Below are 12,943 nucleotides of genomic sequence, written 5' to 3'. Positions count from 1 at the left end.
CCGACGCGCGGCTCCGCACCGCCCGGCTCGGCCTTGGCACGCACGCTGGGGGTAGGGCGTGACCGAGTTCGACGGGCTGCCCGAGCTGCGTTCGCCGGTCGCGATCGCGGCCTTCGAGGGCTGGAACGACGCGGCGGACGCCTCCACCGCGGCCGTCGAACACCTCGAACAGGTGTGGCAGGCACGCCAGATCACCGAGCTGGACCCCGAGGACTTCTACGACTTCCAGGTGAGCCGACCGACGATCACGATGGCCGACGGCGAGACCCGCCGGGTCGAGTGGCCGACGACGCGGTTCATGCGGGCGAGCCCGGACGGTACGGACCGGGACGTGGTGCTGATCCGGGGCATCGAGCCGAGCATGCGCTGGCGCACCTTCTGCGAGCAGGTGCTGGAGGTCTGCCACAGCCTGGAGATCAACCGGATCGTGCTGCTCGGCGCGCTGCTGGCCGACGTGCCGTACACCCGGCCGCTGCCGATCAGCGGCAGTGCCTCGGACAAGGACGCCGCCGAGCGCTACCAGCTCACCCCCACCCGCTACGACGGCCCGACCGGCATCGTCGGAGTGCTGCACGACGCGGCGACCCGGGCCGAGGTCGACGCCGTGTCGTTCTGGGTGCACGTGCCGCACTACGCCAACAACCCGCCCTGCCCGAAGGCGACCCTGGCGCTGCTGCACCGGGTCGAGGAGGTGCTCGACCTGCCGGTCCCGATGTCGGACCTGGCCGAGGAGGCCGCCGAATGGGAGCAGCGGGTCCGTACCGCCGCCGAGCAGGACGCCGAACTCGGCGAGTACGTGCGTGAGCTGGAGGAACGGGTCGGCGACGCCGGCATCCAGCCGCTGACCGGTGACGAGATCGCCCAGGAGTTCGAGAAGTACCTGCGCCGTCGCGGCGGCTCGGCCGGCCCGACCGCCGGCTCCTGGTAATCCGCCTCCGGGCGGACGAACCGGCCTGGCACCCGTCCGGGCGGCGCCGGCTCGCCCGCCCGGACGGTCCGGCCGCCGTCCGACTTCACGCGCCGCCGGCACCTTCACCCCGCGCCCTGCGCCGATCGGCGGGGTGCGCCACCGACGCCTCCTGGCGTACGTCGGCACCGCTGGACTCAGGCTGACCCTGCCGCTCGCCAGGCGCTACGCATCCGCCCCGACAGGTTCACCTCCGCCCCGGCAGATTCACCCGTGCCCCGGCTAGGTTCACCGGCGCTCAGGGCACGGCGTCGGCTCAGCGCTCTCCGCCCGGTCCGCTGCTCGGTAGTCCGATCGTCTCGTGGCGCCCTTTGTGGCCCGGTCCAGGTTGCCGAACGCACACTCCGTAAGGCATCCTAGGAACCTAGCGTTATTGCCTGGGACGACGGTTCCACCGGACAACGGGGGCGGGCGGATGCAGATCAACCCTGGGGCAGCCGAGTTTCCACACCGGCAGATCGCCGCGCAGTTGCGGGCGCGGATCCGCAACGGCGACTGGGCGGCCGGCGACCGGCTGCCGTCCATCCCGGCCATCGCCGAGATGTTCGGGGTGGCCAAGCAGACCGTGCAGCGGGCCATCGACCAACTACGGGTCGAGGGCGTGCTGATCACCAAGCCGGGCTCCGGCACGTACGTCCGGGGCACCCGGCGCCGGCTCAACCGGCTCTCCCGGGGCCGGTACGGCGGCCACCGGGGCTACCACGCCGACCTCGCCGCCCGGTACCGGCAGCAGTTGGTGCAGGTCGGCCGGGCACCGGCACCGCCCGAGGTGGCCGACGCGTTCGGGGTGCCCGACGGCACCGAGCTGATCGTCCGGCGGCACCTGGTCCGCACCGAGGAGGTGCCGGTCGAGGTCGGCGCCTCCTGGTTCCGCACCGCCGACGCCGCCGGCACCAGCCTGGAGCGGATGGAGGCGTACGGCCGCCCGCTCTACCAGGAGGCGGAGGAGGCGATCGGCCGGCGCTACGTCTCGGCGACCGACCAGATCAGTGCCCGGCAGCCGAGCCGGGAGGAGGCGGAGATCCTCCAGATCCGCCCCGACACCCCGGTGCTGCACCTGCTGCACGTCGCCTACGACGCCGGCCACAAGCCGATCGAGGTGGCCCAGGCGACCTGGCCGGGCCCGATGACCACGCTCACCGAGCAGTACCAGGTCCCCGGCCCGACGCCGGAGGCCGATCCCGACCCGGGACTGGTACTCGGCTGAGCGGCGCTCCGAGGTGCCTCCCGGGACACCGGAAGAGAACCTCGGAGGGCAGCGGCTACAGCTTGACGCCGAGCAGGGCGTCGACGGTGGCGGCCATCAGGTCCGGTGCGGCCGGATCGGCGCCGGAGCGGGCCAGTGCCGCGTCCGCCCAGCCGTCGACCACAGCCAACGCGCCCGGCGTGTCGAGGTCGTCGGCGAGCCGCTCGCGTACCCCGGCCAGCAGGTCCGGTCCGGACGGCCCGGACGGCGCCGCAGCGGCCTCCCGCCACCGGGCCAGCCGCTGGGTGCCCTCCTTGAGCAGCTCGTCGGTCCACTCCCGGTCGGTCCGGTAGTGCCCGGCGAGCAGCGCGAGCCGCACCGCCATCGGGTCCACGTGGTCGGCCCGCAGCCGGGAGACGAAGACCAGGTTCCCCTTCGACTTCGACATCTTCTCGCCGTCCAGGCCGATCATCCCGGCGTGTACGTAGTGCCGGGCGAACGGCTCCGCGCCGGTCAGCCGCTCGGCGTGCGCCGCCGAGCACTCGTGGTGCGGGAAGAGCAGGTCGTTGCCGCCGCCCTGGACGTCGATGGTGTCGCCGAGCAGCGCCATCGCGATCACCGCACACTCGATGTGCCAGCCCGGTCGCCCCGGGCCCAGCGGCCCGCCCTCCCAGGCCGGCTCGCCGTCCCGGGCGCCGCGCCAGAGCAGCGGGTCGAGCCGGTCCCGCTTGCCGGCCCGGTCGGGGTCGCCGCCGCGCTCGGCGAAGTAGCCGAGCATCTGCTCCCGGGCGAGGTTGGACTCGTAGCCGAACCGGGGTGCGGCGGCGACGTCGAAGTAGACGTCGCCGGTGCCGTCGTCGAGCCGGTAGGCGGCGCCGTCGTCGAGCAGCACCCGGACCTTCTCCGCGATCGCCGGGATCGACTCGACCGCCCCGACGTAGTAGGCGGGCGGGATCATCCGCAGCGCCTCCATGTCCTCGCGGAACAGCGCCGTCTCCCGCATCGCCAGGACCACCCAGTCCTCGCCGTCCCGCTCGGCCCGCTCCAGCAGCGGATCGTCGATGTCGGTGACGTTCTGCACGTAGGTGACCGGATGGCCGCCGTCCCGCCACACCCGCTGTACGACGTCGAAAGCGATCATCGTCGCGGCGTGCCCCAGATGGGTCGCGTCGTACGGGGTGATTCCGCAGACGTACATCGTCGCCGGCCCCGAGGGGCGGGTCGGATGTACGGCACGGCGCGCCGAGTCGAACAGAGCGAGCTGCGGTCCCCTGCCCGGCAGCCGCGGAATCTCGTGACCCACCCAGGTTTCCATGGTCACCACCCTAGCCAGCCGGACGACGTGCGTACCCCGGCCGGGCGGTCGGGGTGATCAGATCGACAGGGCGACCCGGACCGCCCACCACCGCCGAAACCGCGACACCCGGCACCATGCCGCAGGCACCGTGCCAGGCAGCCCTGGTGGGCCCCCTGGTAGCACCAGGAATCGGCGGGCGCAGGTCAGCGCCCAGCGGCGGGGGCGGGCCCCAGCAGCGGAGGCAGCGCCCAGCGGCGGAAACCAGGGATCCGCGGGTGGGAGTCAGCGGCAGCGGCCGGGACCAGGGGTCAGATCGGCGGCCAGGGGATGGCCGGCCATTCCTCGGACGGCTCCGGGAAGCGGGCCGTCGCCAGCAACCGGTCTACCCGGCGGGCCAGCGCGGCGACCTCGCCGATGGTCAGGTGCTCCGAGAGGCTCTCCCCCAACGGGCCGGCGAGCCCCCGGGCCAGCTCGGTCAGCATCTCCAGCGCGTCCGGCGGCAGGTCCCGCCGCGCCCAGCCCCAGAGCACCGTCCGCAGCTTCTCCTCCACGTGGAAGCAGACCCCGTGGTCGACGCCGTAGATCCGGTCGTCCGGACCGACCAGCACGTGTCCGCCCTTGCGGTCCGCGTTGTTGATCACCGCGTCGAGCACGGCGAGCCGGGCCAGCCGGGGATCGTCGGCGTGCGCCAGGGCGTACGGGGCACCGTCCTCGTCACGCGCGGCGGCGACCCGGAACCACCGGGGCGGCAGGCTCCGGGCCGGTACGAACCCGACAAGCGGCTCGGCCTGCTCCGGCTCGTCGATCCAGAGCTGGCAGGCGCCGGGGCCGAGCGGGCCGTCCCGGAGCACCGTGGGTGGGATCAGGTCCCACCCGGTGGCCCGGGACACCAGGTACGCCGAGACCTCCCGGCCGGCCAGGGTGCCGTCCGGGAAGTCCCAGAGCGGGCGCTCGCCGCGTACCGGCTTGTAGACGCAGCGGGCGGTGACCCCGTCCAGGGTCAGGAACCCGCGCAGGGTCGTGTTGGAGGCGTCGACCAGCCGCCCCTCCAGCTCGAACTCGCCCCCGTACAGGAGGCGCAACGCGTCGCTCTCGTCCAGCACGGGTCGCAGTTCGGCGGAGGTCACCGGGCCGGCCCGGGCCGGCGTACGCCGACGGTCACCGGTGGTAGCCGTTGTGACGTGGGCAGAGGTGCCCGGCGGGGTCGAGCGGCTGGCCGCAGAGCGGGCACGGTGGCCGGCCGGCCGCCACCACCCGGCGGGCCCGTTCGATGAACTCGCGGGTCGCCTGGGGGGTCAGCCGGACCCGCAGCCGGTCGAGGTCGTCGTCCGGCTCCTCGTCGTCGTCCTCCTCGACCTCTTCCTCGCCGCCGAGCTCGACCTCCGCCTCGCCCTCCCCGGCGGCGATCGCCTCGATCACCACCGTGGCGGTGTCGACGTCGAAGGCCAAGCCGAGGGTGCCGACCCGGAACTCCTCGTCGACCGGGGTGTCCAGAGGCTCGTTGTCCGAGGTGACCGGGGGCGGCTCGGGCAGCTCGACGCCGAACCGCCGATGCGCCTCGGTCAGCAGCTCCTCCAGCTTCTCGGCCAGCAGCGAGACCTGGACCTTCTCCAGCGCGACGCTGACCAGCCGGCCTCCGCCGCGCGCCTGGAGGAAGAACGTCCGCTCACCCGGCGGACCCACAGTTCCGGCGACGAACCGCTCCGGCGGCTCGAATGCGTGCACCTGGTGGGTCATACCCACGACCCTATCCGGCCGGCCAGCGCACCGCGCAGCCCACCGACCCGAATCACCGTACGCCCCGAGCGGGTCGACCCGACACCGGTCCGGCAGCGTCGCCCGGTCACCGTTGCCGCCCGTCCGCGCTCGACACCGGGGCCGTCCCGGCCGTGGGCACATCCTCGGGGCGGGCGGCGTCCGTCGGGCTGGTTTCGGGGGCCGCCGCGTCGACAGGGGCCGCTCGGCGCCCGGCCCCGGCACCGTCGGGCGCACCCGATCCGGCGCCGGCCGCGCCGACCCCGCCGCCGACCGCCGCGTCCGAGGAGACCGCGCGGCCCCGGCGGCGCCGGGTCGGCCGGGGCGGGACCAGGCTGGTCAGGTCGCCGCCGGTGTCGTTGAGCCGCAGCACGAACGGCCGGACCGGGGTGTAGCGGATTCCGGTCACCGAGCCGGGATCGGCGACGATCCGCTGGAACTGGTCCAGGTGTACGCCCATCGCGTCGGCCACGATGGCCTTGATCACATCACCGTGGCTGCACGCCAGCCAGACCGCCTCCGGGCCGTGCTCGGCGGTGATCCGGGCGTCCCAGCGGCGTACCGCCTCGACCGCACGGGCCGCCATCGCGGCCATCGACTCCCCGTCGGGGAAGACCGCCGCGCTCGGGTGCTGCTGCACCACCTGCCACAGTGGATCCTTGGCCAGCTTCTTCAGCGGCTGGCCCTGCCAGGCCCCGTAGTCGCACTCGACCAGCCCGTCCTCGACCACCGGCGCGGCGTCCGGCAGCGCCAGTTCCAGGGTCTGCCGGCACCGGATCAGCGGGCTGGTCACCACCGCCGCCAGCGGCACCGCCCGCAGCCGGCCGCCCACGGCGGTCGCCTGGGCCCGGCCGGTCTCGTCGAGTTCGACGGGTTGCCGTCCGGCCAGGCCGCCGTCGGCGTTCGCCGTGGTCCGGCCGTGCCGGAGGAGCAGAAGGGTCGCCACGACCACACCCTACGGCCCGACCGTCGGGCCACCCGCGCGAGTCGGCAGGTGCGCCCGGGTCGGGCCGTGGGGTGCGGTCAGGACGACCCGGCAGGTGCGCTCAGGTCGGGCGGTCGGGTGGGTGTCACGGGCCGAGCCGCCGGGACGGTCGGGTCAGGTCGCGGAGATGGTGCCGGTCAGCAGCAGTGCCAGTACGAGGCTGCCCAACGCCACCCGGTAGAGCACGAAGACGTACAGGGTGTGGTGCGCGACGTAGCGCAGCAGCCAGGCGATGGCGGCGTAGCCGACACCGAAGGCGATCACCGTGGCCACGATCATCTGTGCCGGGGTCGGGATCGAGCCGCCACCGCTGGTGTCGAAGACGTCGGGGAGGCTGAACACCCCGGACATCACCACCGCCGGGATGGCCAGCAGGAAGGAGTACCGGGCCGCCGCCTCGCGGGTCAGGTTGAGGAAGAGCCCGGCGGTGAGCGTGCCGCCGGACCGGGACACCCCGGGAATCAGCGCCATCGCCTGGGCGAAGCCCATCACGATGCCGTCCTTGAGGGTGAAGTTCTCGATCCGGCGGGTCTGCCGGCCCCAGTACTCGGCGAAGGCCAGCACGAAGGCGAAGACGATCAACGTGGTGGCGACCAGCCAGAGGTTCCGGGCCGTCTCGCGGATCTGGTCCTTGAACAGGAAGCCGAAGAGGCCGATCGGGATCGAGCCGATGATGACGTACCAGCCCATCCGGTAGTCCAGGCTCGACCGCACGGACTTGTCCCAGATGCCGATCACCCAGATCCGGGAGATCCGCCAGATGTCCTTGGCGAAGTAGAGCAGCACGGCGGCCTCGGTGCCGAGCTGGGTGACGGCGGTGAACGACGCCCCGGCGTCCTCGTCGAAGAAGATCGCCGAGGTGATCCGCAGGTGCCCGGACGAACTCACCGGCAGGAACTCGGTGAGGCCCTGGACGATGCCCAGGACGATTGCCTCGATCCAGCTCACCCGAATACCCCGCTCTTCGCCGTACCCCGCCCGCCGGCCACCGGCCGCCGGTGTTCCCGCCCGGATGCCTGCCCGCTCACTCGCCGACCCCGGCGAGGTCCAGCGCCTCGGCGCAGGTACGCAGGGTCTGGATGCCGCTCTCCGCGTCGGCGGCGAAGAGGGTCACCGAGAGTGTGGTGACGCCGGCCGCCGCGTACTCGCGCATCCGGTCGGCGATCCGCTCCTTCGGGCCGAGCAGGGAGGTCCGGTCGATGAACTCGAGCGGTACGGCCGCCGCCGCGTCGCGCTGTCGCTTGGCCAGGTAGAGGTCCTGCACCTCGCGGGCGGCGTCGCCGTAGCCCATCCGGGTGGCGAGCTGGTTGTAGAAGTTCTGTTCCCGGCTGCCCATCCCGCCGACGTAGAGCGCGGCGTACCAGCGGACCAGCTCGGCGCAGGTGGCGACGTCGTCTCCGACCACCACCGGCACGCTGGGCACCACGTCGAAGCCGGCCAACTCCTTGCCCGCCCTCGCCCGACCGGCGGCCACGGTGGCCAACTGCTCGGCGGCGAAGTCCGGCGCGAAGAAGATCGCCAGCCAGCCGTCGGCGACCTCACCGGCGAGTTCGAGGTTCTTCGGGCCGACCGCGGCCAGGTAGATCGGGATCTGCTCGCGGGGCGGGTGGAAGCCGAGCCGGAGCGCCTTGCCGGGTCCGTCCGGCAGCGGGAGGGTGTAGTGCGCGCCGTCGTACTGGACCGGCTTACGGGCGATGGCCAGCTTGACGATGTCGACGTACTCCCGGGTCCGGGCCAGCGGCTTGGCGAAGCGTACGCCGTGCCAGCCCTCGGAGACCTGTGGTCCGGAGACGCCGAGGCCGAGCCGGAACCGGCCGCCGGAGACGGCGTCGATGGTGGCCGCCGTCATCGCGGTCGCCGCCGGGCTGCGCGCCGGGATCTGCATCACCGCCGAACCGAGGTCGATCCGCTCGGTCTGGCCGGCCAGCCAGGCCAGCGTGCTCGGCGAGTCCGAGCCGTACGCCTCCGCGGCCCAGACCACGGAATAGCCGAGCCGATCCGCCTCGCGGGCGAGGGCCAAGTGGTCTGCGGGAGTGCTCCACGCCGTCTGGTATCCGAGGCTGAGCCCGAGTCGCACTGGTCCCTCTCCCCCATCCATCCGTAAGTCGCATCAGGGTACGCAATGACCCCTGGATGCCCTCCGCTGACCCGCCGATGCCGGAGGTGTGCCCCGAAGTCGGATTTGTACCTATCAACCCGGACCGGCAGGGTGGGAGCGAGGATATCGGCGGAGCGATGTTCTGAATAAGGTTCAACCATGCAACAGCGACCGCTCGGCCGAAGCGGGCTGGCGGTTTCCCGGCTCGCGCTCGGCACCATGACCTGGGGTCGGGACACCGATGCGGACGACGCTGCCGCCCAACTGAAGAGTTACCTGGACGCCGGGGGCAACCTCGTCGACACGGCCGACGTCTACGGCGACGGTGACGCCGAGGCGGTGATCGGCTCGCTGCTCGGCGCCCTGGTGCCCCGGGACGACCTGCTGATCGCCACCAAGGCGGGGCTGCGACCGGGCGCCGGCCGCCGCCGGGACACCTCCCGGGGCCACCTGCTCCGCACCCTGGACGCCTCGCTGCGCCGGCTCGGCACCGACCACGTCGACCTGTGGCAGGTGCACGGCTACGACCCGGCCACCCCGCTGGAGGAGACGCTGGGCGCGCTCGACCACGCGGTGACCAGCGGCCGGGTCCGGTACGTCGGCGTCTCCAACTTCGCCGGCTGGCAGACCGCCCAGGCCGCCACCTGGCAGGCCGCCTTCCCGGGCCGGGCACCGGTGGTCGCCGCCCAGGTGGAGTACTCGCTCCTCGAACGCGGCATCGAGCGGGAACTGCTGCCCGCCTGCGAGGGCCTCGGGCTCGGTGTGCTGCCCTGGTCGCCGCTCGGACGCGGAGTGCTGACCGGGAAGTACCGGCACGGCCGCCCGGCCGACTCGCGGGCCGCCTCGGCGCACTTCGAGCCGTTCGTCGCCCGCTATCTCGAACCGCGCTGCTCCAGCATCGTGGAGGCGGTGGCCACCGCGGCCGGCGGCCTGGGCGTGTCACCGCTGGAGGTGGCCCTGGCCTGGGTGCGGGACCGGCCCGGCGTGGTCGCCCCGATCCTCGGCGCCCGCACGGTCGGCCAACTGCTCGGCGCGCTCCAGGTGGAACGGATGACGCTGCCGTTGGAGATCACCCGGGCCCTGGACGACGTCTCGGCGGTCCCGGTCGGCTACCCGGAACGGGACAGCTAACCGCGAAGCGGACACCGCGCAGCTCACCGAGGAGAAGGACTGGTGTCGCCCAGCCGACGTGGGCAGGATAGAGGACATGGACTACGAATACGCGCCATTGCGGTTACCGCCGAATGTCGACCGGATGACCGCAACGGCGCAACTGGCGATCCAAGCCGAGTTCTCCGGCTGGGAGCTGGCCCGGGTGCGACTGTTCCGTGACGGTACGCGGCAGGTGGTGCTGCGGCGTCGCGTGGTCAACCAGTCGCAACCGGGCCTCTCCTACTGACCCTCCGAGCCATCCGGACCGAGCCATCGCGAAGGATCCCCGCGACGCGTCGGCCCGGCCCGGCGTACGCCCGCTAGCGGGCCCCCTCGGTCTCCCCGTCGACCTCGGACAGGAACGGGTGCTCGTCCAGCCGGCCGACGAGCCGGTCGTCGGCGCCCGGCGTGAACGGCCCGCTGCTGTCCTCGTCGTCGAAGGACTCCAGGTCGAGCGGTACGGAGACCTCGCTGACCATCACCACGCCGTCGAGCGGCTCCAGCTCCGGAATGTCCAGGGCGCCGAGCGACCCGTCCCCGGTCTGCAACAGCTCCAGCACCGCCTCGCCGACACCCTCCACCGCCGGCGACTCCTCCTCGTCCGGTACGGCGGCCCGACGAGCGGCCTGGGCGACCCGCAGCAGGGCGGCGACGCTCGGCACCCGGTAGTCGCGCCGGTGGCGTACCGAGAGGACCAGCGGGTGCGGGTCGCCGGGCTCGGTACCGTCGGCACCGCCCAGGCCCACCCCGAAGCGCTCGTCCGCCTCGTCCGGGTCGATCGCCTCCACGTCCCACGGCGTGACCTCGCCGAAGGCGTCGAGCAGTTGCTCGTCGTACTCGAACGACGCGTTGTTGAGCTCGACGTACGCCTGCCAGACGGCATCGTCGTCGATCCGGCCCTCGGCGGCCCGGACCGCGGCGAGGTGCGCCCGGGCGGTCTCGATGACCCGTTCCAGGGCGACGTCCAGCTCGGCGTGCTGGTCGGTCATGGTGTGGCCTGTCCCTTCAGTGCGATGTCACCGGCCGCCGGCCGACTGCCGCGCGGGCGGGGAGTCGACGCCGACGGGGGCCGGCGTTGACGGACCGAGATTAGGTGGAACCGGAAGTAGATGGATCAACCGGGGAACCGTAGACGAGTACCGTCCCGGTGTGCCAGGCGGACGGGTGGTCAGCTCTGGCGGAGGAACCGGTCGAGCACGCGCACGCCGAACTGTAGTCCGTCGACCGGCACCCGCTCGTCGATGCCGTGGAAGAGTGCGGAAAAGTTCAGGTCGGCCGGCAGCCGCAGCGGCGCGAAGCCGAAGCAGCGGATGCCGAGCTTGGCGAACGCCTTGGCGTCGGTGCCGCCGGAGAGCATGTACGGCACCGGCCGGGCACCCGGGTCCTCGGCCCGCAGCGCCGCCGCCATCGCGTCCACCAGGTCGCCGTCGAAGCTGGTCTCCAGCGCCGGCTGCCGCTGGATGTGCTCGATCTCGATGTCCGGCCCGACCACCTCGCGCAACTGCTCCAGGAAGAGTTCCGCCTGGCCGGGAAGGCTCCGGCAGTCGATGGTGGCGCTGGCCCGGCTGGGGATCACGTTGTCCTTGTAGCCGGCGGCCAGCCGGGTCGGGTTGGCGGTGTTCCGGACCGTCGCGCCGATCAGGTTGGCGATCGGCCCGAGCTTGCTGATCGCCAACTCCGGGTCGTCCGGGTCGAGTTCGATGCCGAGCGCCTCGGAGACCTGCTCCAGGAACGCCCGCACGGTCGGGGTGACGACGATCGGGAACCGGTGCCGGCCGACCCGGGCCACCGCCTCGGCCAGCGCGGTGACGGCGTTGTCGTCGTGCACCATCGAGCCGTGGCCGGGCCGGCCCCGGGCGTGCAGCCGCAGCCACTCCAGGCCCTTCTCCGCCGTCTCGATCAGGTAGAGCCGCAGGTCCGGGCTGACGGTGTAGGAGAAGCCGCCGACCTCGCCGATCGCCTCGGTGCAGCCCTCCAGCAGCTCCGGGTGCCGGTCGACCAGGAAGTGCGCGCCGTACTCGCCACCGGCCTCCTCGTCGGCGGTGAAGGCGAGTACCAGGTCACGCGGTGGGCGTACCCCGGTGCGCTGCCAGTCCCGGACCACCGCGAGCACCATCGCGTCGAAGTCCTTCATGTCGATCGCGCCCCGGCCCCAGAGGTAGCCGTCGGCGATCTCGCCGGAGAACGGGTGCACCGACCACTCGCTCGCCTCGGCCGGTACGACGTCCAGGTGCCCGTGCACCAGCAGGGCGCCCCGGCCCGGGTCGGTACCGGGGATCCGGGCGACCAGGCTGGTCCGCCCCGGGGCCGACTCGCGTAGCTGCGCCTCGACGCCGACCTCGGCGAGCTTCTCCGCCACGTACTCCGCGGCGACCCGTTCGCCGGCACTCGTCTCGGGGTCCCCGGTGTTGCTGGTGTCGATCCGGAGCAGGTCCCGGCACAGCTCGACGACCTCGTCGGTGGCGCTCGGATGGGTGGACGCGGGCTGGCTACTCATGCGGTTCTTCATACCAGCCGGGCGGCCCGGCGCGTTCCGCCCCCACCCGGTGTCGGGTTTCGCCGTCTGGACCGCCGGGTACCTGCGGTTGTCCGCGAGCAGTGCCGGTCGATGGATCCGGCACCGGATCGCGGCGGACCAGCCAGTGAGGAGGCCGACCGTGAGTGTGCCACTTCCCCCGCTGCCCCCGACCGGTGAGGACGAGGACTACCGGCCCGGCGGGCGCAGCATGGTGGAACTGCTCGCCGAGGAGCACGACCAGATCGTGGCGCTCTGCGGTGAGCTGACCGACGACAGCGCCCCGGAGCGGCGCAGCCAGGTCGCCGAGGTGTTGACCGCGACCGTCGCCCGGCACCTGTCCGGCGAGGAGCAGTACCTCTACCCCACCGTACGCAGCGCACTGCCCGACGGCGGGCCGCTGGCCGACCGGGAGATCGCGGCCGACACCCACCTGCTGCGTACGCTCCGCGAACTCGCGCACGTCACGCCGACCGAGCCCCGGTTCGCCCAGCTCGCCGACGAGGTCACCGGCCAGCTCCGCCGGCACGCGTCGACCGCGTCGACGGAGATCTTCCCCGCGTTGCGGGCGGCGGCGAGCAGTGCCGACCTGATCCGGCTCGGCAACCGGGTGGAGATCGCCGAGGAGGCCGCGCCGACCCGGCCGCATCCGGACGCCCCGACGGCGCCGCCGTGGAACCGGGTGGTCGAGCCCGCCCTCGGCGTGGTCGACAAGGTGCGGGACGCGGTCAGTGGCCGGCCGACGTACGTCGACGACCTGACCCCGCCGGCAGCGACCTGAACCGACCCGTCCGGCCGTCCCCGTCCGGGACGTGCCACGGAACCGTAGCGCGAACGGCCGGTGGCCCCGTCGTAGTCGACGGGGCCACCGGCCGTTCGGCCGCCGGAAAGTATTCCATTGTCGACGCCGCTGTGCCGTATCGTCGAATAGTCGGACAGTACCCCCGAGATCCATTCGCCGTGGCCGGCCGTGGACCCGTTATGGACC

At 73.0% G+C, this 12,943-nt stretch carries 12 protein-coding genes and 1 pseudogene; 5 read left to right on the top strand and 8 right to left on the bottom strand.

The features are described 5' to 3' along the window. The first annotated feature begins 58 nt into the window (after positions 1–58). Together Pen02_RS12055 and Pen02_RS12050 are read left to right on the top strand one after the other, a co-directional pair. Positions 59–928, top strand: a complete 870-nt coding sequence (locus Pen02_RS12055; RefSeq protein WP_203866069.1) for a PAC2 family protein — start codon at positions 59–61, stop codon at positions 926–928. Positions 929–1,382: 454 nt separating this feature from the next. Beyond that, on the top strand, positions 1,383–2,174 hold the full coding sequence (locus tag Pen02_RS12050; RefSeq protein WP_203866068.1) for a GntR family transcriptional regulator: 792 nt from the start codon (positions 1,383–1,385) through the stop codon (positions 2,172–2,174). A 55-nt stretch (positions 2,175–2,229) separates the two neighbouring features. On the opposite strand, the gene mshC is transcribed toward Pen02_RS12050, so the two are convergent. The 6 genes and pseudogenes from mshC to Pen02_RS12020 form a co-directional block, all read right to left on the bottom strand. Continuing rightward, a complete protein-coding gene (mshC, locus tag Pen02_RS12045) occupies positions 2,230–3,468 on the bottom strand; it encodes a cysteine--1-D-myo-inosityl 2-amino-2-deoxy-alpha-D-glucopyranoside ligase (RefSeq protein WP_203866067.1) in 1,239 nt (412 codons plus the stop codon). A 290-nt stretch (positions 3,469–3,758) separates the two neighbouring features. Further along, entirely contained in the window at positions 3,759–4,577 is an 819-nt protein-coding gene (locus Pen02_RS12040) for an SCO1664 family protein (RefSeq protein WP_203866066.1), read from the bottom strand. Positions 4,578–4,608: 31 nt separating this feature from the next. After that, entirely contained in the window at positions 4,609–5,187 is a 579-nt protein-coding gene (locus Pen02_RS12035) for a DUF3090 domain-containing protein (RefSeq protein ID WP_203866065.1), read from the bottom strand. Positions 5,188–5,458: 271 nt separating this feature from the next. Further along, positions 5,459–6,151: pseudogene (locus Pen02_RS12030) on the bottom strand (MSMEG_4193 family putative phosphomutase); the annotation flags it as partial. Positions 6,152–6,304: 153 nt separating this feature from the next. Next, complete coding sequence (locus tag Pen02_RS12025; protein ID WP_203866063.1) at positions 6,305–7,138, bottom strand: undecaprenyl-diphosphate phosphatase; 834 nt, start codon at positions 7,136–7,138, stop codon at positions 6,305–6,307. A 76-nt stretch (positions 7,139–7,214) separates the two neighbouring features. Next, the gene (locus Pen02_RS12020) at positions 7,215–8,267 is read right to left on the bottom strand and encodes an LLM class F420-dependent oxidoreductase (protein ID WP_203866062.1); all 1,053 of its coding nucleotides are present in this window, start codon (positions 8,265–8,267) and stop codon (positions 7,215–7,217) included. A 180-nt stretch (positions 8,268–8,447) separates the two neighbouring features. On the opposite strand from Pen02_RS12020, the gene Pen02_RS12015 reads away from it, so the two are divergent. Together Pen02_RS12015 and Pen02_RS12010 are read left to right on the top strand one after the other, a co-directional pair. Next, entirely contained in the window at positions 8,448–9,419 is a 972-nt protein-coding gene (locus tag Pen02_RS12015; RefSeq protein ID WP_203866061.1) for an aldo/keto reductase, read from the top strand. Between the two features lie 76 nt (positions 9,420–9,495). Continuing rightward, positions 9,496–9,687, top strand: coding sequence for a DUF5703 family protein (locus Pen02_RS12010; RefSeq protein ID WP_203866060.1), 192 nt, complete (start codon positions 9,496–9,498; stop codon positions 9,685–9,687). A 73-nt stretch (positions 9,688–9,760) separates the two neighbouring features. Here the strand turns inward: Pen02_RS12010 and Pen02_RS12005 are convergent, their stop codons facing one another. Together Pen02_RS12005 and Pen02_RS12000 are read right to left on the bottom strand one after the other, a co-directional pair. Then, positions 9,761–10,429 carry a hypothetical protein gene (locus Pen02_RS12005; protein WP_203866059.1) on the bottom strand — a complete coding sequence of 223 codons (669 nt, stop codon included), beginning with the start codon at positions 10,427–10,429 and terminating at the stop codon, positions 9,761–9,763. 179 nt (positions 10,430–10,608) lie between these two features. Beyond that, a complete protein-coding gene (locus Pen02_RS12000) occupies positions 10,609–11,937 on the bottom strand; it encodes a M20/M25/M40 family metallo-hydrolase (protein ID WP_203866058.1) in 1,329 nt (442 codons plus the stop codon). A 160-nt stretch (positions 11,938–12,097) separates the two neighbouring features. On the opposite strand from Pen02_RS12000, the gene Pen02_RS11995 reads away from it, so the two are divergent. Continuing rightward, positions 12,098–12,736: a hemerythrin domain-containing protein gene (locus tag Pen02_RS11995; protein ID WP_203866057.1), complete on the top strand. Its 639-nt coding sequence runs from the start codon at positions 12,098–12,100 to the stop codon at positions 12,734–12,736. The last annotated feature ends 207 nt before the right edge of the window (positions 12,737–12,943 follow it).

Origin of the sequence: Plantactinospora endophytica (genome assembly GCF_016862915.1) — a bacterium.
In the GTDB taxonomy this organism is placed as follows: Bacteria; Actinomycetota; Actinomycetes; order Mycobacteriales; family Micromonosporaceae; genus Plantactinospora; species Plantactinospora endophytica.
Note: the sequence above shows the minus strand (reverse complement) of the source record. Positions and strands in the feature narration are given on the sequence as shown.

What these genes read in the sequence shown, in the direction of transcription:
- mshC (WP_203866067.1), bottom strand. Translation starts at nt 3,468, where the DNA reads ATGGAAACCTGGGTGGGTCACGAGATTCCGCGGCTGCCGGGCAGGGGA.
- Pen02_RS12015 (WP_203866061.1), top strand. Translation starts at nt 8,448, where the DNA reads ATGCAACAGCGACCGCTCGGCCGAAGCGGGCTGGCGGTTTCCCGGCTC.
- Pen02_RS12000 (WP_203866058.1), bottom strand. Translation starts at nt 11,937, where the DNA reads ATGAGTAGCCAGCCCGCGTCCACCCATCCGAGCGCCACCGACGAGGTC.
- Pen02_RS12005 (WP_203866059.1), bottom strand. Translation starts at nt 10,429, where the DNA reads ATGACCGACCAGCACGCCGAGCTGGACGTCGCCCTGGAACGGGTCATC.
- Pen02_RS12050 (WP_203866068.1), top strand. Translation starts at nt 1,383, where the DNA reads ATGCAGATCAACCCTGGGGCAGCCGAGTTTCCACACCGGCAGATCGCC.
- Pen02_RS12010 (WP_203866060.1), top strand. Translation starts at nt 9,496, where the DNA reads ATGGACTACGAATACGCGCCATTGCGGTTACCGCCGAATGTCGACCGG.
- Pen02_RS12035 (WP_203866065.1), bottom strand. Translation starts at nt 5,187, where the DNA reads ATGACCCACCAGGTGCACGCATTCGAGCCGCCGGAGCGGTTCGTCGCC.